The 25,921-nt window shown below is 57.5% G+C and carries 26 protein-coding genes; 10 read left to right on the top strand and 16 right to left on the bottom strand.

Annotated elements, in window-relative coordinates; translation table 11 throughout:
- Positions 1 to 3: 3 nt before the first annotated feature.
- The 3 genes from ybeD (at position 4) to lipA (ending at position 2,139) form a co-directional block, all read left to right on the top strand.
- Positions 4 to 267 carry a DUF493 family protein YbeD gene (gene ybeD / locus OXR04_RS16065; RefSeq protein WP_009091513.1) on the top strand — a complete coding sequence of 88 codons (264 nt, stop codon included), beginning with the start codon at positions 4 to 6 and terminating at the stop codon, positions 265 to 267.
- A gap of 77 nt (positions 268 to 344) precedes the next feature.
- Positions 345 to 1,004: a lipoyl(octanoyl) transferase LipB gene (gene lipB, locus OXR04_RS16060; RefSeq protein ID WP_058956321.1), complete on the top strand. Its 660-nt coding sequence runs from the start codon at positions 345 to 347 to the stop codon at positions 1,002 to 1,004.
- A 169-nt stretch (positions 1,005 to 1,173) separates the two neighbouring features.
- A complete protein-coding gene (gene lipA / locus OXR04_RS16055) occupies positions 1,174 to 2,139 on the top strand; it encodes a lipoyl synthase (protein ID WP_009091517.1) in 966 nt (321 codons plus the stop codon).
- Between the two features lie 107 nt (positions 2,140 to 2,246).
- Here the strand turns inward: lipA and tatE are convergent, their stop codons facing one another.
- The 4 genes from tatE to cspE form a co-directional block, all read right to left on the bottom strand.
- Positions 2,247 to 2,450 carry a twin-arginine translocase subunit TatE gene (tatE, locus tag OXR04_RS16050; protein WP_009091518.1) on the bottom strand — a complete coding sequence of 68 codons (204 nt, stop codon included), beginning with the start codon at positions 2,448 to 2,450 and terminating at the stop codon, positions 2,247 to 2,249.
- A 136-nt stretch (positions 2,451 to 2,586) separates the two neighbouring features.
- Positions 2,587 to 3,381, bottom strand: a complete 795-nt coding sequence (locus OXR04_RS16045; protein WP_154928066.1) for a deaminated glutathione amidase — start codon at positions 3,379 to 3,381, stop codon at positions 2,587 to 2,589.
- 307 nt (positions 3,382 to 3,688) lie between these two features.
- Complete coding sequence (locus OXR04_RS16040) at positions 3,689 to 4,117, bottom strand: GNAT family N-acetyltransferase (protein WP_009091522.1); 429 nt, start codon at positions 4,115 to 4,117, stop codon at positions 3,689 to 3,691.
- Positions 4,118 to 4,345: 228 nt separating this feature from the next.
- On the bottom strand, positions 4,346 to 4,555 hold the full coding sequence (gene cspE, locus OXR04_RS16035) for a transcription antiterminator/RNA stability regulator CspE (protein ID WP_006118399.1): 210 nt from the start codon (positions 4,553 to 4,555) through the stop codon (positions 4,346 to 4,348).
- 1,303 nt (positions 4,556 to 5,858) lie between these two features.
- Here cspE and OXR04_RS16030 point away from each other — a divergent pair.
- Positions 5,859 to 6,104: a hypothetical protein gene (locus OXR04_RS16030; protein ID WP_009091526.1), complete on the top strand. Its 246-nt coding sequence runs from the start codon at positions 5,859 to 5,861 to the stop codon at positions 6,102 to 6,104.
- Positions 6,105 to 6,223: 119 nt separating this feature from the next.
- On the opposite strand, the gene gntT is transcribed toward OXR04_RS16030, so the two are convergent.
- Positions 6,224 to 7,540, bottom strand: a complete 1,317-nt coding sequence (gene gntT, locus OXR04_RS16025) for a gluconate transporter (RefSeq protein WP_009091528.1) — start codon at positions 7,538 to 7,540, stop codon at positions 6,224 to 6,226.
- A gap of 290 nt (positions 7,541 to 7,830) precedes the next feature.
- Between gntT and OXR04_RS16020 the strand changes: the two genes are divergently transcribed.
- Positions 7,831 to 8,979 carry an iron-containing alcohol dehydrogenase gene (locus OXR04_RS16020; RefSeq protein ID WP_267371983.1) on the top strand — a complete coding sequence of 383 codons (1,149 nt, stop codon included), beginning with the start codon at positions 7,831 to 7,833 and terminating at the stop codon, positions 8,977 to 8,979.
- 54 nt (positions 8,980 to 9,033) lie between these two features.
- Here the strand turns inward: OXR04_RS16020 and OXR04_RS16015 are convergent, their stop codons facing one another.
- From OXR04_RS16015 to OXR04_RS16000, 4 genes are all read right to left on the bottom strand, one after another.
- The gene (locus OXR04_RS16015) at positions 9,034 to 9,870 is read right to left on the bottom strand and encodes a Cof-type HAD-IIB family hydrolase (protein WP_267372091.1); all 837 of its coding nucleotides are present in this window, start codon (positions 9,868 to 9,870) and stop codon (positions 9,034 to 9,036) included.
- A gap of 102 nt (positions 9,871 to 9,972) precedes the next feature.
- Positions 9,973 to 10,464, bottom strand: a complete 492-nt coding sequence (locus OXR04_RS16010) for an RcnB family protein (RefSeq protein ID WP_267371985.1) — start codon at positions 10,462 to 10,464, stop codon at positions 9,973 to 9,975.
- Between the two features lie 247 nt (positions 10,465 to 10,711).
- Positions 10,712 to 11,809, bottom strand: coding sequence for an ABC transporter substrate-binding protein (locus OXR04_RS16005; protein WP_267372092.1), 1,098 nt, complete (start codon positions 11,807 to 11,809; stop codon positions 10,712 to 10,714).
- A gap of 199 nt (positions 11,810 to 12,008) precedes the next feature.
- A complete protein-coding gene (locus tag OXR04_RS16000) occupies positions 12,009 to 13,295 on the bottom strand; it encodes an HAAAP family serine/threonine permease (protein WP_267371986.1) in 1,287 nt (428 codons plus the stop codon).
- A gap of 364 nt (positions 13,296 to 13,659) precedes the next feature.
- Between OXR04_RS16000 and OXR04_RS15995 the strand changes: the two genes are divergently transcribed.
- Together OXR04_RS15995 and OXR04_RS15990 are read left to right on the top strand one after the other, a co-directional pair.
- Positions 13,660 to 14,250, top strand: coding sequence for a hypothetical protein (locus OXR04_RS15995; protein WP_267371987.1), 591 nt, complete (start codon positions 13,660 to 13,662; stop codon positions 14,248 to 14,250).
- Between the two features lie 149 nt (positions 14,251 to 14,399).
- Positions 14,400 to 15,593, top strand: a complete 1,194-nt coding sequence (locus tag OXR04_RS15990; RefSeq protein ID WP_046101401.1) for a zinc-dependent alcohol dehydrogenase — start codon at positions 14,400 to 14,402, stop codon at positions 15,591 to 15,593.
- Positions 15,594 to 15,662: 69 nt separating this feature from the next.
- On the opposite strand, the gene OXR04_RS15985 is transcribed toward OXR04_RS15990, so the two are convergent.
- Together OXR04_RS15985 and OXR04_RS15980 are read right to left on the bottom strand one after the other, a co-directional pair.
- The gene (locus tag OXR04_RS15985) at positions 15,663 to 15,869 is read right to left on the bottom strand and encodes a hypothetical protein (protein ID WP_072052702.1); all 207 of its coding nucleotides are present in this window, start codon (positions 15,867 to 15,869) and stop codon (positions 15,663 to 15,665) included.
- Between the two features lie 139 nt (positions 15,870 to 16,008).
- Positions 16,009 to 16,701: a YetF domain-containing protein gene (locus tag OXR04_RS15980; protein ID WP_046101399.1), complete on the bottom strand. Its 693-nt coding sequence runs from the start codon at positions 16,699 to 16,701 to the stop codon at positions 16,009 to 16,011.
- A gap of 603 nt (positions 16,702 to 17,304) precedes the next feature.
- On the opposite strand from OXR04_RS15980, the gene OXR04_RS15975 reads away from it, so the two are divergent.
- Positions 17,305 to 21,066, top strand: a complete 3,762-nt coding sequence (locus OXR04_RS15975; RefSeq protein ID WP_267371989.1) for an NAD(P)-binding protein — start codon at positions 17,305 to 17,307, stop codon at positions 21,064 to 21,066.
- Between the two features lie 14 nt (positions 21,067 to 21,080).
- Here OXR04_RS15975 and OXR04_RS15970 read toward each other — a convergent pair whose 3' ends face one another.
- Entirely contained in the window at positions 21,081 to 21,410 is a 330-nt protein-coding gene (locus OXR04_RS15970) for a hypothetical protein (protein WP_009091543.1), read from the bottom strand.
- Between the two features lie 352 nt (positions 21,411 to 21,762).
- Between OXR04_RS15970 and OXR04_RS15965 the strand changes: the two genes are divergently transcribed.
- Positions 21,763 to 22,989: an AI-2E family transporter gene (locus OXR04_RS15965; RefSeq protein WP_009091545.1), complete on the top strand. Its 1,227-nt coding sequence runs from the start codon at positions 21,763 to 21,765 to the stop codon at positions 22,987 to 22,989.
- 296 nt (positions 22,990 to 23,285) lie between these two features.
- On the opposite strand, the gene OXR04_RS15960 is transcribed toward OXR04_RS15965, so the two are convergent.
- From OXR04_RS15960 to OXR04_RS15950, 3 genes are all read right to left on the bottom strand, one after another.
- The gene (locus OXR04_RS15960; RefSeq protein ID WP_033736382.1) at positions 23,286 to 23,603 is read right to left on the bottom strand and encodes a hypothetical protein; all 318 of its coding nucleotides are present in this window, start codon (positions 23,601 to 23,603) and stop codon (positions 23,286 to 23,288) included.
- Between the two features lie 138 nt (positions 23,604 to 23,741).
- A complete protein-coding gene (locus tag OXR04_RS15955) occupies positions 23,742 to 24,167 on the bottom strand; it encodes a DUF4186 domain-containing protein (protein ID WP_046101396.1) in 426 nt (141 codons plus the stop codon).
- A 12-nt stretch (positions 24,168 to 24,179) separates the two neighbouring features.
- The gene (locus tag OXR04_RS15950; protein ID WP_009091548.1) at positions 24,180 to 24,452 is read right to left on the bottom strand and encodes a cupin domain-containing protein; all 273 of its coding nucleotides are present in this window, start codon (positions 24,450 to 24,452) and stop codon (positions 24,180 to 24,182) included.
- 169 nt (positions 24,453 to 24,621) lie between these two features.
- On the opposite strand from OXR04_RS15950, the gene OXR04_RS15945 reads away from it, so the two are divergent.
- Positions 24,622 to 25,518 (top strand): lipid kinase, encoded by an 897-nt coding sequence (locus OXR04_RS15945; RefSeq protein WP_267371990.1) that lies wholly within the window; start codon positions 24,622 to 24,624, stop codon positions 25,516 to 25,518.
- A gap of 19 nt (positions 25,519 to 25,537) precedes the next feature.
- On the opposite strand, the gene OXR04_RS15940 is transcribed toward OXR04_RS15945, so the two are convergent.
- A complete protein-coding gene (locus tag OXR04_RS15940; protein ID WP_150029393.1) occupies positions 25,538 to 25,771 on the bottom strand; it encodes a hypothetical protein in 234 nt (77 codons plus the stop codon).
- Positions 25,772 to 25,921: the final 150 nt, after the last annotated feature.

Raw genomic sequence — 25,921 nt, 5'->3', positions numbered from 1 at the left:
AATATGAAAACCAAACTGAATGAGCTGCTCGAATTTCCTACCCCGTTTACCTACAAAGTAATGGGTCTGGCGCAACCGGAGCTGGTTGATCAAGTGGTTGAAGTGGTGCAACGTCATGCGCCCGGCGACTACAGTCCTGAAGTTAAGCCGAGCAGCAAAGGCAACTATCACTCGGTTAACATCACCATCAACGCGACCCACATCGAACAGGTCGAGCGCCTGTACGAAGAGCTGGGCAAGATCGAAATTGTGCGGATGGTGCTGTAATTTACGGGTCGGCAAGGCGCCTGTGCCTGACGGTTTGCCGACATTATCCAGCGATTCTTCTTTAGCGGATTCTCGTTTTGTCAGTTGAAACCCTTCTCGTCCGTCAGTCCGGTCTGCGCGACTGGCAATCTGTCTCCGATGCCATGCACCACTACACCGACCAGCGCGATGAACAGAGTCGCGACGAAATCTGGCTGGTTGAACATCCGCCGGTCTTTACCCAGGGCCAGGCAGGAAAAGCGGAACATCTGCTGATGCCGGGAGAGATTCCGGTGGTGCAGAGCGACCGCGGTGGCCAGGTGACCTATCACGGTCCGGGACAGCAGGTGATGTATGTCCTGATCGATGTCAAACGCCGTAAGCTTGGCGTCCGCCAGCTGGTTACGATTCTGGAAGAGACGGTGATTGCCACCCTGGCGGAATCTGGCGTCAGCGCCCGCGCGCGTGCCGATGCCCCTGGCGTCTACGTGGGTGATGAAAAGATCTGCTCACTGGGATTACGCATCCGCAAAGGCTGCTCGTTTCATGGTCTGGCGCTGAATGTGGCGATGGATCTCTCCCCCTTTCTGCGGATTAACCCCTGCGGCTACGCCGGCATGAGCATGACTCAGTTAAGTCATTTCCGGCCGGGCGTTACGACAGAACAGGTTCGTTCACCGCTCGTCAGCGCGTTTGCGCGGCTGGCCGGTTACGACCATGTTGAGTGGACCACGGATGATCTGCCGGTTCAGCCTTAGCGCTGAATGCGAATTTACAAATATGTAACTTTTCCGCGCTGACGGTGGCTGCTTCCCGGGCGCTGAGATGATATAATTTTTGCACTTTTTTCAAATAAAGTTGAAAGCATCCTTCCCGGTTTGAATGGGAACGCTTTCAAATCGCAATCCGACCGGAACCTGCTGATTTATGAGTAAACCAATTCAGATGGAACGCGGCGTCAAATATCGTGACGCAGACAAAATGGCGCTGATCCCGGTGAAAACCGTGGCTGTTGAACGGCAGGAGATGTTGCGTAAGCCGGAATGGATGAAAATCAAGCTGCCAGCTGACTCCAGTCGTATTCAGGGCATCAAAGCGGCGATGCGTAAAAACGGCCTGCACTCGGTCTGTGAAGAGGCCTCCTGCCCTAACCTCGCCGAATGCTTTAACCATGGCACCGCCACCTTTATGATCCTGGGCGCAATCTGTACCCGCCGCTGTCCGTTCTGCGATGTGGCCCATGGGCGTCCTAACGCGCCTGATGCCGGTGAGCCCGCGAAGCTGGCGCAGACCATCGCCGACATGGGACTGCGTTACGTCGTGATCACCTCGGTTGACCGTGACGATTTGCGTGACGGTGGCGCTCAGCATTTTGCCGACTGCATCAGCGCGATTCGCGAAAAAAATCCGACGATCAAAATTGAGACGCTGGTGCCGGACTTCCGCGGCCGTATGGATCGCGCGCTGGAGATCCTCACCGCGACGCCACCGGATGTGTTCAACCACAACCTTGAAAACGTACCGCGCGTCTATCGTCAGGTTCGTCCAGGCGCTAACTACGAGTGGTCGCTGAAGCTGCTGGAGCGTTTCAAAGAAGCGCACCCGGATGTCCCGACCAAATCAGGTCTGATGGTGGGTCTGGGCGAAACGAATGCCGAAATCATTGAAGTGATGCGCGATCTGCGTCGCCATGGCGTCACCATGCTGACGCTGGGTCAGTATCTGCAGCCGAGCCGTCACCATCTGCCGGTTCAGCGTTACGTCAGCCCGGCCGAATTTGATGAGATGAAAGAAGAAGCGATGGCGATGGGCTTCACGCATGCGGCATGTGGTCCGTTTGTCCGCTCTTCCTATCATGCCGATATGCAGGCGAAAGGGATGGAAGTGAAGTAATTCCCGCTTTGCTGCTGCGTAAAAACAAAAAACCAGACTGCTGACAGTCTGGTTTTTTTATGTGTGCCTGAAATAAAAAGTAACAGTTATTTGCTGCAAATAACCGATTAATCTTTATGAACGACGCGTTCTGCAGGCACGTCTTCAGCCGTATTTCGGGTTGCACTGGTATCTTCATCTTTCATGGCTTTCTTGAAGCCCTTGATTGCGGAGCCCAGATCGCCACCCAGCGAGCGCAACTTGTTGGTACCAAAAAGCAGTACGATAAGCGCACCGATAATCAGCAGCTTGGCAATACTGATACCTTCCATATTTAACCTTTCAACTTTATCGAATAACGGTGACTGTTATTTACGCGCAGATTGCCTGTCACCACAAGCAGAATCTGTAACAGAGTAAGATCTGACACCCCTGCCGTCAGCGTATCCGCCTCAGGCTCTGTTTGTTTCACTCTCCGTCGAGTTCAGGCCGGGCAAAACGCCGGTTCTCCAGCACCGGCAGCACCTGACGGGCATAGGCAAGACGTTCGGGATCGAGGTCGGCAAACAGCAGTGCGGGCGCTTCCGCCGCGTTTGCTACTGCGACCCCCATCGGGTCCACCACCAGACTGTTGCCGATATTGCGCGGACCACATTCGCCCGCCGCCACCATATAGCAGGTGTTCTCCAGCGCACGGGCGCGGGTCAGCAGTTCCCAGTGCATCTCTTTTAGCGGGCCTTTCACCCAGGCGGCAGGCAGCACCAGGACATCGGCACCGTCCAGCGCCAGCCGCCGCGCCATCTCCGGAAACCGCACGTCATAGCAGGTCATTAAGCCCACCTTCATACCGGCCACCTCAATCAGCGGAGGAATGACCCGGCCGGGATTGACCCGCTGCGACTCCTGCATTGTGAAAGCATCATAGAGATGCAGTTTTTCATAGACGGCGATGATCTCACCCTGTCGGAAGGCAACCAGCACGTTAAGCGCTTTCTGCGCGCCGTCGGGAACATGCAGACAGAGGATCGTCGTCAGGGCACGCTCTTTGCTGGCTGCCAGCAGCTGGCTCAGGAAAGGGCCATCCAGCGGCTGCGCCGCTTTCAGCACGATATCGGGATCGGTAATATCCCGCGCCAGCACGCCTTCCGGCAGGACCAGCAGATCGGCTCCCCCTTCCGCCGCCCGCTGCATCAGATCCAGACAGACAGCGGCGTTTTCCTGCCATTCACGACCAACGGCAAACTGCCCCAGAGCCACTCTCATCATTGTTCTTCTCCTGCTGTCGCCATCAACAGCCTTCCGGCGACCCTGTCAGAGGGATTCGCTCAGGCTGCCCCTGTTCACTACCCTCATTGATCAACGCCGCGGCACTCTGCTCTGCGGTCGGGCTGAGGGAGCATCGTAACCTGAACACACCGGAAAAGTCTGCCGGAGAGAGCCTGTCAGCTCAGGCGGGCTCCTGAAGGACGTGCGCAGGGCAACCGTTTCTGCTGCCTGTCTGGCGCGGAGAGAGCAGAAAGCACTGACCACCGGCCGCTCTCCTGCGGGAGGCTCACCCGCCAGCTGAAAATTAACTCGCCAGGGATTTAATATGATAACGGGGTGATTCGGCAAAGCCTTCACGGCCGTAGAAGAGATTCGCTTTCAGGCGCGACTGGTGGCAATGCACCTCCATGCGATCGCAGCCACGACGCGCGGCCAGCGCCTCAGCATGCTGAAGCAGCTGCTGCCCCATCCCTTTGCTGCGCTCGCCTTCGGCAATGCAGAAGTAGCTGATGCGGGCAAAGTCACCGGCCAGCGCCAGCTGTGGAATGAAATGCAGGGAAAGGAATCCCAGCACCTGGTTATCCTGTTCCGCCACTAAGAGTGCCTCACTGGGATCGCTGCATAACTGCGCCAGGCGCTGCTCAATAAAACCTTCGGTGCCGCCGTAGCCTAATTCGCTGAGCAACGCACTCAGCGCAAAACTGTCTTTTAACTCTGCCTGCCGTATATTCATCCTGCCTCCTCACCCACCGGGATCTGTCACTCTGTTATAACGCGTTGCCCGCAAAAAAGCGGCACTTCAGCTTGTTATAAATATGTTACGAGGATTTATTGTGAAGCGTCGCGCAGTTTGTGCGGCAGACGAGCCAGCAGCGCAGGATAGACAGGAGAAGGTGACGCGCAGATGACAGGCATAAAAAAACCCGCCATCAGGCGGGTTTTTAGAATTCTGACTGTTAACTTACAGGCTGATAACGTTAGCAGCAGATGGGCCTTTAGCACCGTCGGTGATTTCAAACTCAACGCGCTGACCTTCAGCCAGAGTTTTGAAGCCGTTGCTCTGGATTGCAGAGAAGTGTACGAATACATCTTTGCTGCCATCTTCAGGAGTAATGAAACCGAATCCTTTAGATTCATTAAACCACTTAACGTTACCTTTGATCTTAGACATCTATATTACCTTTACATGAAAAATGGACACTAAACTGTGTCGGCATCTAGTACAGCAATTGCGGAGGGATTTGTCCAGCACGATTTGATGAAAAAGTGATAAATATCGACTTTCTGTGCATCCATCACACTTTCCTGCTTTCCGACTTGCGAAATCGGTTTCAGCAGCTAGCGAACGCCTTTCCTCTTCTTCGCGCTAACACGCTGGAAAGTCATGCCTTTTTTGAATTTCAACTTAACAGGCGCTGTGGCTGAAAAAGAAAAATCTTATTGAGACGCGTTCCTGTTCTTTCTGACGATATGGCGCGTAAAAACGCCCATTTTTTTCTCTGCCGGGTCAGCCAGGCGTCTGACGCTGGTGCAATTTTCAGGCGGCTGAAAGCTATAACAGGATAAAAAATCACTTATTGCAAATAAATTGCGATTAGTTCACCGCCAGTTCGCCTTTCTTTCCGACAAAATTGAGCCTGCCGTGCCGTTTATCCGCGCCAGGACAGGCCATCTGCGGGCGTTTTAGCCAATAGATGACAATCTTTGATCATGATCAATGAAGTGGTTTTTACAGGCCGGATTCGCATTTGGCAGCAAACATTCATGCTCATAAGACACTACTTTTCTCATCGCAGTCCGGAATAATATTGCATAGCAATAGATTAAGTCTGCTTAACCGGTCAGGGAACGCGATCAGCACAGTGTCAGTCCAAAGGAGGTCATACGCAGGATGGTGATGAAAATACGCTGTAGTCAGTGTGGAAGCGCCCGGTTCGTTTTTGCTGATTACAAAGAGGGCCAGCGCACCTTTCATGGTGCCTGTTGCGCATGCTGTCGAAAACAGCTGGGCTCGCGGGATCTACTGCCGAATACGCCAATGGACCCGATTACACAGTGTCTGTTGGCCAGCCAGAAAACGTTTCGGGCACCTGATTAGGTGCCCGCTGTCGCAGAATCTTTAACAGAAATCAGAAAATCAGTTTGAACACCCCTGTCAGGGTCAGTAAGCCCACGATAAAAATGATCGCGATAATCCACAGAATAATTTTCATTTCCTTTTCCCTCGCTGGTTAAACAGGTTTCCTGTAAGCAGTATAGTCAGAAAACCAGGCTCTGCCGCTTCACTAAGTCGTTAACCGGTTACAGGTTCATCAACTTTTGCTTTTATTTGCATTCTGAGAGTGCGATCGCAACCCCGTCTTTTACCCGCCCTCTTTCTTCGTTTTACAGACGACTCCTGGCTAAAATTCAGGCGGCAAGGCAGATCTCAATCTCAATAGTGAGGAGATTGACATGAGTTGTGAGGAGATCGTATGAGCACGATTAATACCAGTATGGGCCGCTACAGCCTTAAGGCTAAAAACAGCGGTAACCACATTAAAGGTTCTTTCGCCATCAACGATGAGGGTGGCACTCAGCTCACGATGCAGGAGTTTGAAGAGCACTACCTTGATGATGTGGTGAATAATGTCATCTATCCCGTCACTGGCGGCAACCGCGAAATTGCGCGTGCGCTTCGGGAACAGATGGTGAAAGCCGGTTTTGAAGCGCCTCATTAAGCGGGCAGCGTTAACTGTTATCACCCATGGGCCGCATAGCGCGGCCCTCTTTATGAGCACCATCCTCTTCAGAGAGCCAGCAGAGGGCCGCTGGCAGGCGGTGTGCCAGCGGCAGGGGATCAGATTACCCAGGAGAGCAGCAGACAGCCCACCAGGCCGCACACGGAGATAATGGTTTCCAGCGCCGACCAGGAGCGAATGGTCTCACCTATCGTCAGGTTGAAATACTCCTTGAACAGCCAGAAGCCAGGGTCGTTAACGTGAGAGAAGATGACGCTGCCGGACCCTACGGCGATCACCATCAGTTCCGGGCTGGCACCACTGGTGACAATCAGCGGGGCCACAATGCCACCTGCGGTAATCGCCGCCACCGTTGCCGAACCCAGCGCGATACGCAGCACCGCCGCAATAGACCAGGCCATAAAGATGGGTGACAGCTGAGTCGAGTGCATCATGCTGGCGATATATTTATCCACGCCGCTGTCGACCAGTACCTGCTTAAAGGCCCCGCCGCCACCGATGATCAGCAACATCATAGCGATGATTTTGATCGAGTCGGTCAGGGTATCCATTACCTGTTCCATTGAGCGGCCGCGGTTGAGGCCAAACGTGAAGATGGCAATCAGTACGGCAATCAGGGTGGCCATGACCGGGTCGCCAAAGAACTCAGCATACGGCAGCAGCACATGCCCTTTTGGCAACAGCATCTCTGCCACCGCACGCAGGGCCATCAGCACCACCGGCACCAGGGCCGTCCAGACGCTGACCCCAAAGCTGGGCATTTCTGCTTCGGTGAACGTTTTCGGGTTATAGAGTCCCTGCGGAATCGGTTTGTCGATGCCCTTCAGGAAGCGGGCGTAAACCGGGCCCGCCAGAATCACCGTAGGAATACCCAGCAGGGTGCCAAACAGCAGCGTTTTGCCCATGTCAGCATTGAACAGCGTGGCGATGGCGGTCGGGCCGGGATGCGGTGGCAGAAAGCCATGCGTAACGGACAGTGCAGCCGCCATCGGCACGCCGACATAGAGCAGCGGCACGCGCGCCGACGCCGCCACGCTGAACACCAACGGCAGCATCAGTACAAAGCCAACTTCATAGAACAGTGCAAATCCGACGATAAAACCGGTCAGCACCAGCGCCCACTGAATGTGCTTTGTGCCAAATTTTTCGATCAACGTGGTCGCGATACGCTGCGCACCGCCGCAGTCGGCCAGCAGCTTACCCAGCATGGCACCAAAGCCCATGATCAGCGCCAGGCTGCCGAGCGTGCCGCCGACCCCCGCTTTAATAGACGTAATTACTTTATTGACCGGCATGCCCTGCATCACGCCGACAGCCAGCGCCACCAGGATCAGCGCGATAAATCCATTAAGCTTAAAGCGAATCATCAGCAGCAGCAGTAACGCGACGCCGATCGCCACATAGAGTAATGGCATAGGTTTTCTCCACCTTGCGCACTGAATGGAATCCAGTGTCGGTTGTTATCATGGTCCCCTGAGGGCTGCAAAACAGTGCGCCTGTAAGAATTTTATACATCCGGACAAACGCTGTTACCGATAACATGTTAAGGGTAACATCTGCAGTAAAGCACCACCCCGCCGGGGTGAATTTCTGTTTTGCGAAGATGATCAACTTTTTACCGGGACGTTATCAGAAAGTTTGCCAGTGCCGGCGGCGCGCTTTTCGTTACACTCAGATTTTAGTGAAATGTAAAAAGGATGCGCTGGTGAGTGTGAACCTGAGTGAGCTGTACAGTAATCAACGAACCCTCTTTGGCCGCGGCAGCCTCGATAAACTGGTGCCGCTGCTGGCCGCCCGGTCACAGCCTACCCTGCTGTTTTGCGGGCAATCCTTTCTGCAGGGCGCGGCGTATGAACGGATTAAAGCTGACCTGAACGCGCAGATTATCGGCTATGAAATTGTCAGCCATGAAGCCTCTCCTGCTGAGATTGATGGCTGGGTGGCACGCTGGCGGGGTCATGTGGATCGGGTGGTGGCCATCGGCGGGGGCAGCGTGCTGGATGCGGCTAAAGCGTTCAGCGCGATGATGCAACATCCGTTGCCGACGGCCCGCTATCTGGAAAAGGTGGGCGACAGCACGGTTCAGCCAGTCACGTTACCGCTGATTGCTATTCCGACGACGGCCGGGACCGGCAGTGAAGTGACGCAGAATGCGGTGGTGACCGACCAGCGCGATATTCAGATCAAAGCCTCACTGCGCCACCCGGTTTTTGTCCCGGAAGTGGCTATTCTCGATCCCGATCTGCTGAAGGGGGCACCTGACCACGTGCTGGCGACCTGCGGGATCGATGCCTTTACCCACCTGTTTGAAGCCTACCTCTCCGCGAAAGGTAATCTTTTCACTCAACAGCTGGCCGTGACCGGCCTGCGTCAGTTTATCCAGGCCTGGCCGGCGCTGAACAGTGAAGAGAGTGCGGGCGATGCGGCAAGAGAGTCGATGATGATGGCATCGTGGCTGGGGGGAGTTGCGCTGAGCAGCGCCGGTCTGGGGGTCATCCACGGTATTGCAGGCGAACTGGGCGCGATAAAACCGTTTCACCACGGCGAAGTGTGCGGGCGGCTGTTGTTCCCCTTCCTGGATCGGCTGGCCGACAGCGATCATCCGCTGCAGCAGACACTGATGTCAGCGTTACATGGGCAGCTTTTCAGTGAAGCCACCGACTCACCCGCGCAGTTCCTCAAAACGTGGCTGCAGCAGCAGGCGATTCTGCCGTTCTGGCAGGGGGGGCCCACGCTGACGGGCGAAGAGGTGAAGTGGATACTGGCGCGCGCCAACAGCAAAAATTCGCTGGTGAATTACAGCCGCGAACAGATGGAGACGATGATCGCCCAGGCCTGGCGCATCACGGCGTGAAGCGAGGCGGGCCAGATGACCCGCCTCTGCCCTTCCGAAAACCGCGTCTGCCCGTTACGCGGGCAGATTTGCGAATGGCCCCTCACCGGCCAGCATCTGCTCAATCACCTGCAACACGCCCTCTTCGTTATTAGCAGGAGCAGCATAGCGTGCTGCCTGCTTCACCCGCTGTGGCGCGTTGGCCATGGCGAAACTGAAACCAGACTGCTTAAGCATCTCCAGATCGTTGCCGCCATCACCAAACGCCAGTACCTGGTCGTGTGTGATGCCCCAGCGCGTGGCGAGCAGATCCAGGCCGTGCGCTTTATGATTGCCCGGCACAATCAGGTCAACGGAGCCGTGTCCGCTTGAGGTTGCGGCCACACGACCATGATGCAGCCGCTCGATATCCGCCATCAGCGGCTCGATAGCGTCGTCAGAGAGATTCAGTGCGAACTTGAACAACCGATCATGCTGCACCTCATCCAGATGCTGAATCGGCTTCAGGCGATGACAGTAGTGACGCATCTTTTTCAGCCAGCTCTCTTCCATGCCATCAAAGTAGTACGCACTTTCGCGTCCACACAGCAGATAACGCAGGCCGGGATAGTTGCCGTTTTGCAGGGTGTTGATGACCGCTTCGACATCGCGGCGGTCAAAGGCGCCGCAGAACAGCTCCTCATCACGGTTGATAATCCATGCGCCGTTTTCCGCCACAAAGGCGATATCGCTGGCGACCTCCGGAAAAAAGGATTTGAGCTGGTAGTACTGATTACCGCTGGCCACGACAAATTTGATGTCGCGGGCGGTGAGTTGCTGGTAGCAGGCGAGAAACCGGGATCGATTGTACTGCTTGTTGTCGTCCAGAAAAGTGCCATCCATATCAACCGCAACCATCTTAACCGTCGTCATCATGACTCCTTACACAGGGAGAATGTCAGTGTGGAGTCTCAGGATAGACGCTGGCGGCGCAAAACGGAAAGAAAGCGGGATGGCCGCCGCCATCCCGTAGGATCAATTCAGTGCGTTGTTCAGCAGCAGTGAGGTAATAATGCCGGTTGCCGCCGCAATCAGCACATAGTTGCCGTTGATGTCTGCCCAGTGCTCCCCTTGCGGAGGTTCAGGCAGTCCGCGCGCATCCCAGTCGTCAACGCGGTAACGGTCGTCACAATAGGCTCGCGGGATCGCATGGCCACGGCGAAACTCATGTCCCTGCCAGGCGAATGCGTCGCGCGGCTCATATCGCCCTCTGTCGTGACGGAAGCGCTCGTCATCATGACGCGCATGTTCAATCTCATGGCGTTCCCGCTCCTCATGACGATGGCGGTCGTCGCGGTCACGATCCGGATGCGGGCCGGGCCCCCACGCATCCGGGCCAGGGCCATCATTCTGATGCGGCACCGGCGGGCGGTGCGGATCGCCGCGATCGTCTGCCCGCGTGGTCTGAGAAAAGAGCGTGCTGCATGTCAAAAGTGAAGCGATAAGCGTTAATGTTGTTTTTTTCATGGTACTGCCTCCGAAAATAACGGCTGTCAGGCACCGTTGATCGGCATCATGGCAATAATCCTGTATGGCAACATCTGTATAATTCTTAAAAACCGCCAATTTACAGACCATTACGCGTAATTATCACTTTCTTAACACTGGAGACCGCCCTGCCCGCTGGCTGACCGGCGCATCGGACAAAACGCCGATCGCCGCTGCCAGCGAAAACGTGTGTCAGGGTACGGAACCGTACCCTGACAGGGGCCGGTTATGGCGTACTGAGGATCACGGGCGCGTCAGGTAATCCCGTAAAGTGCGTCACGATGTGGTGGTAATCCGCCGTGGGGTCGAGGTCACGGAACTGTTGCGGATAGAGATCTTTCGCCAGAATTTCCATCCCGATAATGTTGTAGGGATGATTGTAGAAGTGATGGTAAACGCCATAGACGCGCTGCTCTCTGACCGGGGCGATCTGCGCCAGCCCCGTGCGGCTCAGTAAGCGCTTAAAGGTCGCGGTTACCTCGGCCTGATTCGCGCCGTAACCAAACGGCAGCACATTGCTGTTCGGCCGCTTTGAGCCGGTCATGATGTAGACATCCGGCTTCATGGCGATGATCTTCTCCAGCGAAACAAAGCCGGAACTGCCGGGCAGCAGTGCAGAGCCAATATTTTTGCCGCCTACCGCCTCCACCAGCGCGCCCCAGCCGTTGTGTCCGTGGGTAAAGCAGCAGTTGTCGCTGTTACCGGCAATCGGCTCGACAAAAACCGTCGGCTTGTGCGGAACAAGGGCGATCTTCTCCTGAAGCGCCTGCCAGCGCTGCTGATAAAAATCGGCGTAGTCTTTTGCTTCAGCTTCACGGTTCAGCACCGTGCCGAGCACGCTCACGCTCTTCAGGGTATTCTCTTTCGGATGCAGCTCATCATCGAGGAACAGTACCGGGATGTGCAGATTTTTCAGGGTGGCCAGCACGCCTGATTGTGTCAGCGCGGGTTTAGCACGCAGCTGCGCAATCATCAGATCGGGCTGTTTCGCCAGCACGCTCTCCAGGTTGACCTGGCCCTGATCGTTAAAGCCCATATCCACAATTGAGGTCGCCTGAGGCCAGCGCTGCTTCAGCAGATCCCAGGTCTGCGTGTCCTGCTTTTTCGGCAGATTGTTCCAGGCCACGACCCGCTGAAACGGATTCTGTCGATCCAGCAGTGCCAGCGTCATGACGTCGCGGCCATCCTGCAGAATCACATGCTGAGGCTCTTTCTGCAGCGTAATTTTCTGTCCATCCATATCGGTCACGGTGACCGGATAAGTGGTGGCCGCGCAGGCGGTCGACAGCAAAAGTGTGGTGGCAGCAGCCATCCCGATCTTCATGTTCATCCTGTCCTTTAAAGGAATAATAATTATTCGCGTTAACTCTACCATGTCACTCTGTAACAACTGTAACCATTGCTAACCAGATACTTCAGTCAGGCAGGAGACAGGGGATGAACCGGATTCGGAAGCGCGGGAGGCGTGTATGACAGGGGGAACGGCAGGTGCCTCCCGGAGGAGGCACCTGCCGTGGGCAGGATTACTTCACCAGCGAATAGAAAATAGCGGAGATGGCAATCACTCCGATCAGCACCACAAACAGGTTGCTGATTTTTCCGCTGTACTGACGCATTGCCGGGACTTTCTGAATGGCGTACATCGGCATCAGGAACAGGATCATGGCAATGACCGGCCCGCCCAGCGTCTCAATCATGCCGAGAATATTCGGGTCCAGCGTTGCCACCAGCCAGGTTGTCAGCAGCATAAAGAGTGACGTCAGGCGATTCAGTCTGGCCGGCGCGATCGCTTTACCGCGACTGCGCAGCGCTTTATTGACCATGCCGTTGAACCCTTCGCGCGCGCCCAGGTAGTGACCCAGGAACGATTTGGTGATCGCCACCACCGCGATCAGCGGGCCCAGCCAGGCAATCATCGGCACCTGAAAGTGGTTCGCCAGATAGGAGAGAATCGTGATGTTCTGCGCCTTGGCCGCATGCAGATCCTCAGGCGACAGGCTCAGCACGCAACTGAAGACAAAGAACATCACTGTCACCACCATCATCAGGTGTGAGCAGGCCAGAATGCGCGAGCACTTTTTCTCAGCGGCGTCGCCATACTCTTCGCGCTTCGCCAGCGCAAAGGAGGAGATAATGGGAGAGTGGTTAAAGGAGAAGACCATCACCGGGATCGCCAGCCACAGCGTCATCCACAGGCTACTGCCTGCAGGCTGAAAGGTCAGCGTGGAGAGCGCCGCGCCGTGCCAGTGCGGGATCAGATAGCAGGCCATCAGCATCAGCACCGCGACAAAGGGATAGACCAGCACGCTCATCGCTTTGACAATCATCTTCTCGCCAAAGCGCACAATGGTCATCAGCCCGACAATCAGCAGCAGCGACAGCAGCGCGCGCGGCGGCGGCACCAGCCCCAGCTGATTCACCATCAGACTCTCGACCGTATTGGTAATCGCAACGCTGTACATCAGCAGAATCGGGTAGATGGCGAAGAAATAGAGCAGCGTAATCAGCTTGCCCGCCCCGACACCGAAATGCTCCTCAACAACCTCGGTGATATCACCGGCCGGATTTTTGCCGGAGAGGACAAAGCGGGTCAGCGCACGGTGCGCATAAAAGGTCAGCGGAAACGCCAGTATCGCCATAATGATCAGCGGGATGAGGCCGCCGACGCCCGCATTAATCGGCAGAAACAGGACGCCCGCGCCAATCGCAGTGCCGTATAAACCCAGCATCCACATGGTGTCGGTTTTACGCCATCCCGTATCGACGTCACTTTCAAGCGCGCCCAGCGTGCCAGTTTGCGTGGTTTTCATCAGATATTCCGTGTTAAAAGCGCCAGTACCCTGGACCGCTGAAAGAGGTGTCGTCCCCTGCTTTCCGGCCCGGTCGCAGCGGAACCTGCGCGCGTGATGCTGCCAACGCACATGCACAGGTAATCGTTTGCGTGCGCCACTTTTTACACTACCTGACGATAAAAGTTCAAGCCGCACCGATAAACGCGCACAGATTGCTGAAATAACCGTCAGGTTGTGCAGAGTGACTGCGGGGCAGATCATGCCATCTTTAAGGCCGCTTTACCGCACTAAAAAAGGTGATCCCTGTAACGGTTAAGCACAACGGGCTACGCTTTAACTCTGACGGGTCGCGAAGGTGGCGACGCAAACACGGGAGAAGAGAATGAAAATTGCCTGTCTGGGCTGGGGATCGTTAATCTGGAAAACCGGCGCGCTGCCGGTCGCCAGTGAGTGGCATCATGATGGTCCCGCCGTACCGGTGGAATTTGTGCGCATCAGTGATGGCGGTGAGCTCTCCACGGCGATCTGCCTGAATGCCAGTCCGGTGCCGGTGTGCTGGGCCTGGCTGAATACCGCTTCACTGGAGCGGGCCTGCCAGGCGCTGCGGCTTCGTGAGGCCATTCCGGACAACCGCGTCGATGGCGTCGGGATGATCACGGTGACAGATAACGCCACAGGCCCGCTGGCGGCGTGGGCGCAGGCCAGAGGGATTGAAGGTCTCATCTGGACTGATTTGCCCGCCCGCATGGCCGGTGTCGAAGGCCAGATACCGACGCTGAGTCAGGCGCGGCACTATCTGCAGCAGCTGAGCGGTGAAACGCGGGAACACGCTTTCCGCTACATTGAACAGGTGCCGGCGCAAATCGACACGGCTTATCGTCGCGCCTTTGCCGATCTGATGCGGTGGCAGCCCGATGCGCCTCTTGTCACGGTTGCTGACACCCGGACACCCCCTCCCTGCCAGCCCGGCTGAGACGGGGCTTTCTCCTGCACCGCTCTGCTTACTCTTCTGAGGGTGACTACACTTCACGCAGGTTGAGGCTCAGATATCGCAACACTTCCCCGCGAGTGGTCACGGCTCACGGTCTGACCGCCCTTCCCTTATCAGCAGGAGATGAACAGATGAAAGCATTAACCTACCACGGCCCGCATAAAGTCAGCGTGGATAACGTCCCCGATCCCGGCCTGGAAGCCGCAGATGACATCATTCTGCGTGTGACCGCCACGGCCATTTGTGGTTCAGACCTCCACCTCTATCGCGGCAAAATTCCCGGCACCGGCCATGGTGATATCTTTGGCCATGAGTTTATGGGCGAAGTGGTTGAGACAGGCAGTGCGGTCACGGCCGTCGCCAAAGGCGATCGGGTGGTCATCCCGTTCGTTATCGCCTGTGGCGACTGCTTTTTCTGCCTGCTTAATCAGTATGCCGCCTGTGAGAACACCAACAGCGGCCGGGGTGCCATCCTGAACCGCAAAAATATTACTCCGCCGGCCGCGCTGTTTGGCTTCAGCAAACTTTACGGTGGTGTGCCCGGCGGACAGGCTGAGTATGTCCGGGTGCCTAAAGCCAACACCGGCCCGTTTAAAGTGCCGCCGGTGCTGTCGGATGAGAAAGTGCTGTTCCTCTCCGATATCCTGCCGACCGCCTGGCAGGCGGTGAAAAATGCCGAGGTCAGACCCGGTTCCAGCCTGGCTATTTTCGGTGCCGGGCCGGTGGGGCTGCTCAGCGCCGCCTGCGCCCGCCAGCAGGGGGCCGAACAGATCTACATGATCGACCACAACAGCTACCGCTTAAACTTTGCCCGTGAACGCTATGGCGTTATCCCGATTAACTTCGATGAAATTGATGACCCGGCAGGCTGGATCATCGAACAGAGCGCCGGCAATCGCGGGGTGGATGCGGTGATTGATGCCGTGGGCTTTGAGGCGAAAGGCAGCCTGACGGAAACCGTACTCAGCAACCTCAAACTGGAGGGCAGTAGCGGTAAAGCGTTGCGCCAGTGTATTGCGGCGGTGCGGCGTGGCGGTATCGTCAGCGTGCCGGGCGTTTACGCCGGTTTTATTCACGGCTTCCTGTTTGGTGACGCCTTCGACAAAGGGCTGACTTTTAAGATGGGGCAGACCCACGTTCACGCCTATCTGCCTGACCTGCTTAAGCTGATTGAACAGGGCCACCTGACACCGGAAGAGATTGTGACCCATCATCTGCCGCTGGAGGATGCGGCCCGCGGCTACGATATTTTCAACAAACGGGAAGAGGAGTGCCGCAAGGTGATTCTGGTGCCTGGCCTGTCACCCACGCAGGCCACCCTGTAACCTGCGGCTCTGACGCGTTCAGATTCGGCTCTCTGGTGCCCCGGCAGCGTGCTCTGCCGGGGCGTTATCTTAAAACGGCCTGCGTTGCAGAGTGCTCCGCCCCTCCCGTCCCTCCAGCAGATGTTCATCCGGACTATCCGCCGTATCCACCTGGCTCCCCTGTTCCAGCAGTCGCGCGCTGCGTGAATGGGGATGACTTTCGCTAATCACCTGTTGTGAAAACGCGCCAAACGATAACAGTAAAAAGAGTAACCCACTGGCCAGCCTCACTTTCATACGCACACCTCTTTGATAACGGTGACGCTATGCTGCCCGAAGCGTTTTCATTTTCTGTCAGTATCAGGCAAAGTTATGTGGCAACCGGGAACAAGCTGCAACGCGTTTAGCTGCGGTTCAGCTTTCCAGGCTGAGGCCATCAGTGCAACCGGCGCACGGTCAGCGCCACAGACCAGCGCTGCCGCTGGCAGCGCGGACAGACTGCCTGCTGCTCTGCCTCAATGGTCCGGGTCTGGCCGCAATGGGTGCAGGCATAAAGCCCGCTCGTCGGGACCGTGCTGTAATCCTGCCGGTGCGCGGGAGGCAGCACGCTTAACCCGGCGCGCATCGCATCGTCGTCATAGAAATAGAGGCTGAGCTGGCCATCGACCTCCACCAGCGCCAGGCGGATCTGCCCCAGATGTTCCACGCCGCTCTGCCGCAACTCCATATAGAACTCATCTTCGGAAATATTCAGCCGATCCAGACTTTCCAGCACATACAGCCCGTCTTTAATCAGGGTAATCACATCCCCCTGAATCAGCCGTGAAAAGCGCGGACTGAGCGCCGTCAGCCAGGTGGTCAGACGGTAGAGCGACAGCAGAACCACAAACACCATAATGACCGGCAGCACCGGCACATCATCATAAAACGTCACGTCACCCGAGGCGGAACCCAGCGTCAGGATCACCACCAGTTCAAACAGAGACAGCTGACGCACGCCGCGCCGCCCGGAGACTTTGAGAAAGGTAAATACCACCAGATAAGCGATCAGGACACGCGCCACCACCTCAAACAAAAAGGTGGCGGGCTGATCGTTGAGCAAAAAACGGTGCCAGTCGAATGAGAACATAGTCTGCTAAACATCCTGTTTTAAAGGGGGCGTCTCTTCGCCGCCGCCGATTGATTGGCCCGCAGATCCAGGCCAGCGATACGTCAAGCTTGTCGCCTGTTCGCCAAAAGGCAAGCGAAGCTGTAAGCCTGAAGCGGGCGAGTCTGACCGTTCTGCAGGCTGCGGAAAAGGTTAACAAAGCTGAAAAAGGGACAGTCTCGCCTCACGCTGCGCTTATTTTGCTGGCGACTGAAACGGAAGCAAAAATTTCCTGTTTCTGGCTGGCTGCTTTTTGCCGCTGCGTTTTTTCTTTTTACTTCAATAATTTGCCAAGAACATTACCCAGCCTATACTTTCCAGTAAGGCTTCCACCTCATCACTTAACATTCAGAGAAGCCACTCTTTTTCCTGCCGATAGCGCTGTCTGTGAAACCTGCTATCTCACTCGTCCATTTTGCAACAGGTGCTGATGCCTGCCATTCAGCGTCTGTGGCTTATGGCAGGGATCGCCCGTTCGTTGAGAGTGGCCCGACCGGCCAGTCTGCTTTGCATACCCATAACGCCCTGACCCGTTTCACGACGGCGCGTCAGCGGGAAGCGTGTTGCTTTTTTTCGGGAGATGCCATGACGCCTTTTTCCAGTTTCTGGCAGGCAGGTTATGAAGGGGCCGATCATATCAATCCTGCCGGTCTTGCGCTGTCGATGAACGATCTGAATCAGCATCAGAGCCGTGCAGCGTCGGATTATGCCGCCCTGGCCCCCTTTTCCCTTGGCACGGTGCGTGAAAGCGTGGGCTGGCGGCTGTGTGAACGCGATGGACGCTATGACTTCTCGACCGTCGCAGCGCGGATGGTGGCCGCACGTGAGCAGGGTATTCAGCTCAGCTGGACACTCTGTCACTACGGCTGGCCCGCTGACGTCACGCTGTTCAGTGACGACTTTGTCAGCCGGTTTGCCGCCTTCTGCGGCGCCCTGGCCCGCTTTCTCGCCCCCTGGTATTCGTCTGCGCCGGTCTATTCACCGATGAATGAGATCTCTTTCCTCAGCTGGGGCATCTCCGTCGGGGTTTTCCCCTGTGAGGCGATCCCTGAACCCGATCGGGCGGATGCCGCCAAGCGTCAGCTGGTGCGGGCTACGCTGGCGGCCTGTGATGCGATCTGGCAGGCGGATCCGCGCGCCCGCCTGCTGCACTGCGATCCGCTGATCCATATCGTGCCCGATCCCGCCGATCCCGACAGCGACGGGCTGGCACGCGCCCTGTGTGACACCCAGTACCAGGCGTGGGACATGCTGAGCGGCAGACGTGATCCGGAGCTGGGCGGCGCGCCCCGCTATCTCGATCTGGTGGGCGTCAACTATTACCACGACAACCAGTGGGAGCAGGGTTCGAACCAGCGACTCTGGTGGCATCTGGGCGACAGCCGCCGCCTGCCGCTGCATGAGATGCTGCAGCAGGTCTGGCAGCGTTATCAGCGGCCGCTGCTGCTGGCAGAAACCAGCCATGTCGGCAGCGGACGCGGCGCCTGGATCGGCGAGATCGCCGCCCAGGTGGCGCAGGCGCAGCTGGCAGGCGTGGAGATGCTCGGCATCTGCCTCTATCCGATTCTCGATCGTCCCCTCTGGGAGGAGACCACCTTCTGGACCCGCAGCGGGTTATGGGATCTGGACCTGTCAGGGTCCGATCCTTACGCCCGCCAGTTACAGCAGCCTTATGCCGACGCCCTGCGCCAGGCGCAACGCTTTTTGCAGCACATCGTCCCTTCCTCATCCCCCTGTCAGGAGTCTGTCATGAACAAACCCGCTCTTATCGTTTTCAGTCATTTACGCTGGGGCTTTGTTTTCCAGCGCCCGCAGCAGCTTCTGACCCGTCTGGCACAGCACTATCGCGTGCTGTTCGTCGAGGAGCCGGTCTGGCAGGCGGGACCACCTGGCCTGCATCAGAGTTCGCCCGCAGCAAATATCACCGTGATCCAGCCGCATACCCACCACGACGCACCCGGTTTTCACGACAGCCAGATTGCCCCACTGCTGCTGCTGCTCGCCCCGCTGCTGGAGGAGGATGAGGAGCCGCTGATCTGGTTCTATACCCCCATGGCCCTGCCGCTGCTCACCCCTTTCAAACCCCGGCTGGTGATCTACGACTGCATGGATGAGCTCTCCGCCTTCCACAACGCCCCGCGCCAGCTGCAACAGCGCGAATCGGCGCTGATGACCCGCGCCGATCTGGTGTTCACCGGCGGCTCCAGCCTCTATGAAGCAAAGCGCGATAAACATCATCAGGTTTACTGCTTCCCCAGCAGCGTGGATGCCGTCCACTTTGAGCAGGCACGCGATCGCAGTAACCATCATCCGCTTCAGGATGCGATCCCGGCAAAGCGGCTTGGCTATTACGGCGTACTGGATGAGCGTATCGATCTGCCGCTGATTGCCGCGCTGGCGGACAGCCATCCGGAGTGGCACATCATCATGGTCGGGCCGGTGGTGAAAATCGATCCCGCCAGCCTGCCGCAGCGCGACAATATTCACTGGCTCGGTCAGCAGCCTTATCAGGCGCTGCCGCAGTTCCTGGCGGGCTGGGATGTCTGCCTGATGCCTTTTGCCATTAACGCCTCGACGCGCTTCATCTCGCCCACCAAAGTGCTGGAGTATATGGCGGCACAGCTGCCGATTGTCAGTACCGCCATCGTGGACGTGGCGCGGCATTACGCTGAAGAAGTGGCGGTGGCAGAGACCCCTGCCGCCTTTATTGCCGCCTGTGAAGAGGCGATGACCCTCAGTGCGGCTGAGCGACTGGCGCTGGCGGGCCGCATGCAGGTAAGAGTGGACGCGACCTCCTGGGATCGCACGGCAGAACAGATACAGGCCCTGATCCAGCAGGCTCTGACGCATCCGCAGCCTGCCGGTGAACCGGTCACGCCAGCCAGTGCCCAGGCGAACGTGACGCCGTTAACCCCGGCGATGCTGGAGAGCGAAGCGGTGCCCTGCCTGATTGTCGGTGCCGGGCCAACCGGACTGAGCGCCGGTTATCACTATGGTGAAGGCGCGGTGGTGCTGGAGAAAAATGCCACGCCGGGCGGCTGGTGCCGCTCCATCGACGATCGGGGTTTTACCTTCGACTATGCCGGTCACATTATGTTTTCGCAGGACCCCTATGTCCTGCAGCTCTACGAGATGCTGCTCGGCGACAATCTGCACTGGCAGGCGCGTGAGGCCTGGGTCTGGAATGACGGCATCTATACCCGCTATCCCTTCCAGTCGGCGCTGCACGGTCTGCCGGTTGAGGTCGTAAAAGAGTGCGTACTGGGCGCCATTGAGGCGCGCTATGGCGAAACGGCCGCGCCCGCGGTGCCGCTGGATCGGGCGCGGGCGCGACGGGACTGCTGTGCCGATGGCGCGATAGCGGATGAGGGCAGCCTGGCCGGTGAAGTGGAAGGCGAAGAGGATTTTCAGCACTTTATCCTGCGCACCTGGGGGAAAGGGATCGCACGCCACTTTGCTCTGCCCTATAACCAGAAACTGTGGAAAGTGCCGCTGACTGAGATGGAGACCTCGTGGCTGGGCGGACGCGTGCCGCTGCCCGACCTGGCGCAGATTATCGATGGCGCACTGCAGCCGCTGGCAAAACCGGTGGGGCCTAACGCCCGCTTCGGCTATCCGCTGCGCGGTGGCTTCCAGGCGCTGATGTCCGGCTTTCTGCCGCACCTGAAGTGCAAACTGGAAACGGATGCCACCCTGAGCCGGATTTATCCGCAGGCGCATGTCGCGCTGCTGGCGGATGGACGCCACTACCGCTATGAGCAGTTGATCAGCACCATGCCGCTGCCGGAACTGATTAAACTGATGGGCGATGAGGCGCCGGAGAATGTGCAGCGGGCGGCACAGCAGCTGCAGTTTGTCTCGGTGCGCTGCGTGAACCTGGGCATTGGCCGGGCTGACCTGACCGAAAAACACTGGATTTACTATCCGGGCGACACGCTGTTTCACCGCATCTTTGTGCAGGGCAATGCCAGCCCGCACTGCAATCCCCCCGGCGGGTTCGGCTTAACCTGTGAAATCACCTACAACGCCGCCCATCCGCTGCCGCTGACGGGCGATGCGCTGATTGAACGCTGCCGTCAGGATTGCATCCGGGTCGGGATGATCAGCGAGAGCGATCCGCTGCTCTGCGCCTCAGAGGTCGATATGCCCTACGCCTACGTCATCTACGACCATGCGCGCAGTGCGAACGTGGCGCTGATCCGGCAGTGGCTGCTGACGCAGGATATCCATCTGTCAGGCCGCTACAGTGAGTGGGAATATTACAATTCCGACCACGCTTTCCTCGCCGGTAAGCGCGCCGCCGAAAATGTCCGGCTGCAGCATGTCAGCGAGCGGACACGCGGCTGACCCGACGCAGCCAGCTACGCAAGAGGCTGGCTGCACTTCGCGGCTTTCAGCGACTGCAACTGGCTGACGCGCCGCGCCACCTTCTGGCTGGCATTGTATTTTGCAATGCCATTACCCAGACCAAAATCGCCGACGAAGCCCAGCACGGTCAGGGCGTCAAACCGACCGGTCTGCTCAATATCGCTCTGTACGCCGTGCGCTTTCACCAGCTCCTGATCCAGCGCGCCACAACTGAGCATCGCCGTCTCTTCCGGCGTCACCGCCGTGGCCTGCGGATAGTGCTTGGTGGCACAGCCTGTCAGCGACAGCGCCAGCAGCGCCGCCAGAATTATCCTGTTATGCATTTTTCATCGCCCGATGTTCACCTCATTAACCGGGTTATCGGCAGATTCCGCCGCGATCATGAGTGACTGACCTACCAATAATGGTTGAAACCGCTACGCTAAGGTAGGATCCCGCGCGTGATGGTCAGTTGCCGTGCGTGACTGTCCGGGCGCGACGCCGTGAACGCACATCCGCCGTTCCCCGCTTCTGCCATGAATTTCAACGCGTTAGCCTGCATGAAGCTGCCACCGGCAGCGTTTAAAGAGTAAAGCCTGATCGATATTCAGTGATGAGCGGTCAGTGCAAGCGAAGCCAGACACGGAAAATTCGTGCTTCGGGTTTATCAGAGTATGTTCCAGATGAGGTTTTTCCATGCGTTTTAAAGGATTGAACATCGGATTTTTCATTTTGATTCTGGCGATCGCCACGTTCGCCTTTTTTGAGGTGCTTTCGCCCTATTTCTCGCCGATTTTATGGGCGGCAATTCTGGCGGTCATTTTCCATCCGCTGAAAAGTTATCTGCGGGGCCGGCTGGGGGAACGCAATGGCCTGGCCGCACTGCTCACCCTGCTCTGCATCTGTCTGATTGTGTTTACGCCGCTGGCCATTATCGCCTCATCGCTGGTGGTCGAAACCAATGCGGTCTATCACAAGCTGCAGACCAACTCGGCGCAGTTCCCGGCGGTTTTCGCCGACCTGCTGCAGCATCTGCCGCGCTGGGCAAAACACTATCTGGCTGAAAATAATCTCGATACCGCCGGAGAGATTCAGCAGAAGCTCTCCTCGTTTGCCCTCAAGGGCGGCCAGTACCTGGCAGGCAGCGCATTCATCATCGGCAGGGGCACCTTCAGCTTTACCGTCGGTTTTGGCGTGATGCTCTATCTGCTGTTCTTCCTGCTGAAAGATGGCTCCTATCTGGTGCATCTGATCCTGGAAGCGCTGCCGCTTTCGACCTACGTCAAGCATCACCTGCTGGTGAAGTTTGCCGCGGTGGCGCGTGCGACGGTCAAAGGCACGGTTGTGGTCGGCATCGTGCAGGGTATTCTCGGCGGGCTGGCCTTCTGGTTCACCGGCATTGACGGCAGCCTGCTGTGGGGGGCGCTGATGGCGTTCCTCTCTCTGATCCCGGCCGTCGGCTCCGCCATTATCTGGGTGCCTGCAGCGGTCTTCTTCTTTGCCACCGGTGCCGTGTGGAAAGGCCTCTTCCTGGTCGGTTTCTTCGTGGTGATTGTGGGGCTGGTGGATAACATCCTGCGTCCGCTGCTGGTCGGTAAAGACACCAAAATGCCTGACTACCTGATCCTGATCGCCACGCTGGGCGGGATGGAGATTTATGGCATCAACGGTTTTGTCATCGGTCCGGTGATTGCGGCGCTGTTCATCGCCTGCTGGAACCTGCTCTCCGGTCGCGATAATCGCGAGAACATCGAAGTCATCGATGAAGAGGTGATCGAAGAGGGCAAGAAACAGTCTGAGACCGCCGCCGAGGCCGCGGCAGAAGCCGCCGCCGTTGCGGCCGAAGCAGCGGCTGACGCAGAGATGAAAGTCTCAGCCTTAGCGGCAGCGGAGAAAGAAAAAGCCGCCGCCAGCAAAGCCTGATTTTCTCTGGAAATAAAAAAACCCACCTTTCGGTGGGTTTTCAGAGGCTACAAAATTTAAGACCCGGTTAATATGGCAGCAATGAAAATGCGCAACGCGTCGGGAACAGGGTCAGAAGAGGAAAGCGTCCCGCGCCAGGGACGGTGCGGGCCGAGCGGCCATGGATGGTATAAGCGACTTTCCGATCTGCCCCTGCTCCCGGGGCAGGCTCAATATCAAAGCAATCTGCCCTGGCATTGCAGCCATAAAAAAACCCACCTTTCGGTGGGTTCTTTTTTATCTGAAATGGCAGCGAATCAGTTGGTCGCTTTGTTTTTCAGATCTTCAGCGCCCTGCTTGGTTTTATCCCAGCCTTTCTCGGCACCTTCTTTCGTTTTGTGCCAGCCCTTCTGGGTGCCTTCGCTGATTTTGCTGCCGGTGGTGTGGCTCTTGCCTTCCGCCGCGTGCTCAGATTTCAGCTTCAGCTCTTCGCCCTGATTCTGCGCATGATGCAGTTTTTCTTTAGCGGTATCCGCGCCTTTGTGCGCTTCCGCAACGGTGTTATCGGTAGTGGTAGCAGCAAATACCGGCGAGGCCAGCAAAATAGCAGACAGTGCAATAATTGATTTCTTCATAATTCCCTCTGTATTCATTGTTGCCGTGTAGGTTTTAATCCTGGCATAGCGATTCCAGGAAAGATTTAAGAATAAACCAGGAATGAAAAAGGGCCAGTTTTCACCAGAAAATTCCCTCCGGGGCAGCCTGATCGTCCGTTACCAGAGCGCGAGCTGCGGATCGTCATCCGGCTTCGTCGTCTTTCTGACCACCCGCGCGGGCGGCGCGGGACGCTGCATCTGATCGCTGATCCACTGCAACAGCACTGACACCACATAGGCCTGCTGCTCTGCGCTCAGGGGCTGCTGCTGAGCAATATTGTGCCATTTGCTCAGACAGCCGCGACAGCAGGTCGCGGTGGCGTGCTGGGCGATAAACACCGGATGACCGCGCATCGGCGTCTGTTTGCCATCACGCGCGGGCCGGGCGGGCGCCAGCCGCTGTGCAACAAACTCTGCGGCATGCTCACGCAACACCGGCTCGCCTTTACTCAGCGCATAATCATACTCCGCGCGCCCCAGTCGAAAGCGCTGGCGGAATGGCGAGCGCGCCAGGCGGGCAAAGAGATCGTCAGAAACCGTCATACTGCCCGCCCGTCACTCATATTTCCGGCCCGCCAGATAGCGGACGCCCTGCGGCCCGAACGCCTCACGATGCAGCTCATTCGGCTGCAGGTGAAACGTCTCTCCCGGATGGTAAGTGGTCTCGCCCTGTTCTGTACTGATGGTGATATCACCACTGAGGATCAGGGCCAGGGCTTCGAAGGGATGGACATGATTGTCGAGCTCGGTGGCGGGCGCACGTTCCACCAGCAGTGGTTCGTCAAACCCCTCTCCGGCTAATCGTTTTCTGAATTCATCTTCTGTCATCGTCACTCCTCGATATGGAACCGCCCCTGGTAGTGTAGACGATTTTTATCGCCATTTATGGCACGCCGGTGGTTACGTAAAGTAGCGCAAGCAGGGTTGTTCACCGCGCATACCGATGCTGTACTTTCCGCCTCGTGCCAGCCATTTTGACATCAGGATGACGGAAAATATGTCTCACCCTCTGAAAACCGCCCTGCTGCTGATCAATCCGCGTTCGCGTAAAGGCCGTGCGGCGGCCAGCAGGGCCAGGACGCTGCTGACTCAGGCGGGTATCACCCTGCTGCAACCGGCTGAGGAGGAGAGCCGCAGCTACCGCGAACTCATCGCGGCTTATGCCCATCGCATTGATGCGGTGATCGTTGGCGGGGGCGACGGCACGCTTAACGCCGCCGCGCCGGGCGTGATGCAGACCGGCCTGCCGCTGGGGATCCTGCCGCTGGGCACCGCCAACGACTTTGCCCGGACGCTCGGCATCCCCGCCACGCTGGAGCAGGCGGTGCAGATTATCACTGACGGGCAGCTGCGCGCAGTCGATCTGGGGGAGGTGAATCAGCATCTGTTCCTCAACGTCTCCAGCATCGGCTTTTCCGCCGAGCTGGCGCGCAATCTCACCGCAGAATCGAAAAAACGCTGGGGGGTCGGCGGTTATGCTCTGGCGGCGTTGCGGCTGCTGCGTCAGAGCCGTCCGTTCAGCGCCACCCTGATCCATGAGGAGCAGCGCATGCCCATCCGGACCGTTCAGGTTTCCGTGGGCAACGGCCGTTTTTATGGCGGAGGGATGACGGTCGAAGCGCGCGCCGCACCGGACGACGGGCTGCTGGACGTTTACAGCCTGGAGGTCCGGCACAGCTGGCAGCTGATTGCGCTGCTGCCCTTTCTGCGACGGGGTACGCAGGGTCGCTGGCGCAACGTGCGCACCTTCAGCACGACGGCGCTCACCATCGAAACGCGCCGCCCCCACTACATCAATGCAGACGGCGAGATTATCGGACAGACGCCCGCCCATTTCCGCCTGATCGCAGGGGCCATACAGGTTTATGCCCCTGCCGGTCCGACAGCGGAATAGCGGATATCACATCGCGGGGTTAATGCTGAGTGCCGTTCTTTTCGGCGTCGTTGATCTGCGTGGTGAGGCTGCTGACCAGCTCTTTCGCCATCTCGATGGTCAGGCCGAAAAACAGCGACTCCTGCGCCGATCGCGCGCGCGGGACCTGAGGATCGAGGTAGCTGAACTGCAGCACCAGCGCGGCGTGCCCGCTTAACGGGCCGATGTGCCAGCCGGTGACCGGATAGAACGTAAAACGGTTAAAATCATTCACTATATACCTGACTTGTTAAGCATAACGCTGATTGAGTGTCAGGCCAGCTCAGAAAATAAAACACGGTTCGGTTACTCAGCCTGGCGCAGATCGGCTGAATAGCAAGCGAAGCGAGATTCACCCTGCCCGCCAGGCGTGGCATCTGCAGCC

This window comes from Pantoea sp. GM_Pan_3 (assembly GCF_026541045.1).
Taxonomy (GTDB): Bacteria; Pseudomonadota; Gammaproteobacteria; order Enterobacterales; family Enterobacteriaceae; genus Pantoea; species Pantoea anthophila.
The sequence above is the reverse complement of the archived record's forward strand: the minus strand, read 5'-3'. Positions and strand labels throughout refer to the sequence as shown.

Excerpts from the sequence above, each read along its gene's own strand:
- OXR04_RS15945 (WP_267371990.1), top strand. The coding sequence starts at position 24,622 with ATGTCTCACCCTCTGAAAACCGCCCTGCTGCTGATCAATCCGCGTTCG.
- OXR04_RS16010 (WP_267371985.1), bottom strand. The coding sequence starts at position 10,464 with ATGAAAAAAACAACATTAACGCTTATCGCTTCACTTTTGACATGCAGC.
- OXR04_RS15985 (WP_072052702.1), bottom strand. The coding sequence starts at position 15,869 with ATGAAAGTGAGGCTGGCCAGTGGGTTACTCTTTTTACTGTTATCGTTT.
- OXR04_RS15965 (WP_009091545.1), top strand. The coding sequence starts at position 21,763 with ATGCGTTTTAAAGGATTGAACATCGGATTTTTCATTTTGATTCTGGCG.
- OXR04_RS15995 (WP_267371987.1), top strand. The coding sequence starts at position 13,660 with ATGAAAATTGCCTGTCTGGGCTGGGGATCGTTAATCTGGAAAACCGGC.
- OXR04_RS16040 (WP_009091522.1), bottom strand. The coding sequence starts at position 4,117 with ATGAATATACGGCAGGCAGAGTTAAAAGACAGTTTTGCGCTGAGTGCG.
- OXR04_RS15980 (WP_046101399.1), bottom strand. The coding sequence starts at position 16,701 with ATGTTCTCATTCGACTGGCACCGTTTTTTGCTCAACGATCAGCCCGCC.
- OXR04_RS16045 (WP_154928066.1), bottom strand. The coding sequence starts at position 3,381 with ATGAGAGTGGCTCTGGGGCAGTTTGCCGTTGGTCGTGAATGGCAGGAA.
- tatE (WP_009091518.1), bottom strand. The coding sequence starts at position 2,450 with ATGGAAGGTATCAGTATTGCCAAGCTGCTGATTATCGGTGCGCTTATC.
- OXR04_RS15960 (WP_033736382.1), bottom strand. The coding sequence starts at position 23,603 with ATGAAGAAATCAATTATTGCACTGTCTGCTATTTTGCTGGCCTCGCCG.
- OXR04_RS16005 (WP_267372092.1), bottom strand. The coding sequence starts at position 11,809 with ATGAAGATCGGGATGGCTGCTGCCACCACACTTTTGCTGTCGACCGCC.
- OXR04_RS16030 (WP_009091526.1), top strand. The coding sequence starts at position 5,859 with ATGAGCACGATTAATACCAGTATGGGCCGCTACAGCCTTAAGGCTAAA.
- ybeD (WP_009091513.1), top strand. The coding sequence starts at position 4 with ATGAAAACCAAACTGAATGAGCTGCTCGAATTTCCTACCCCGTTTACC.
- gntT (WP_009091528.1), bottom strand. The coding sequence starts at position 7,540 with ATGCCATTACTCTATGTGGCGATCGGCGTCGCGTTACTGCTGCTGCTG.
- lipA (WP_009091517.1), top strand. The coding sequence starts at position 1,174 with ATGAGTAAACCAATTCAGATGGAACGCGGCGTCAAATATCGTGACGCA.
- OXR04_RS15950 (WP_009091548.1), bottom strand. The coding sequence starts at position 24,452 with ATGACAGAAGATGAATTCAGAAAACGATTAGCCGGAGAGGGGTTTGAC.
- OXR04_RS15970 (WP_009091543.1), bottom strand. The coding sequence starts at position 21,410 with ATGCATAACAGGATAATTCTGGCGGCGCTGCTGGCGCTGTCGCTGACA.
- OXR04_RS15955 (WP_046101396.1), bottom strand. The coding sequence starts at position 24,167 with ATGACGGTTTCTGACGATCTCTTTGCCCGCCTGGCGCGCTCGCCATTC.
- OXR04_RS15975 (WP_267371989.1), top strand. The coding sequence starts at position 17,305 with ATGACGCCTTTTTCCAGTTTCTGGCAGGCAGGTTATGAAGGGGCCGAT.
- OXR04_RS15990 (WP_046101401.1), top strand. The coding sequence starts at position 14,400 with ATGAAAGCATTAACCTACCACGGCCCGCATAAAGTCAGCGTGGATAAC.
- OXR04_RS16015 (WP_267372091.1), bottom strand. The coding sequence starts at position 9,870 with ATGACGACGGTTAAGATGGTTGCGGTTGATATGGATGGCACTTTTCTG.
- OXR04_RS16000 (WP_267371986.1), bottom strand. The coding sequence starts at position 13,295 with ATGAAAACCACGCAAACTGGCACGCTGGGCGCGCTTGAAAGTGACGTC.
- cspE (WP_006118399.1), bottom strand. The coding sequence starts at position 4,555 with ATGTCTAAGATCAAAGGTAACGTTAAGTGGTTTAATGAATCTAAAGGA.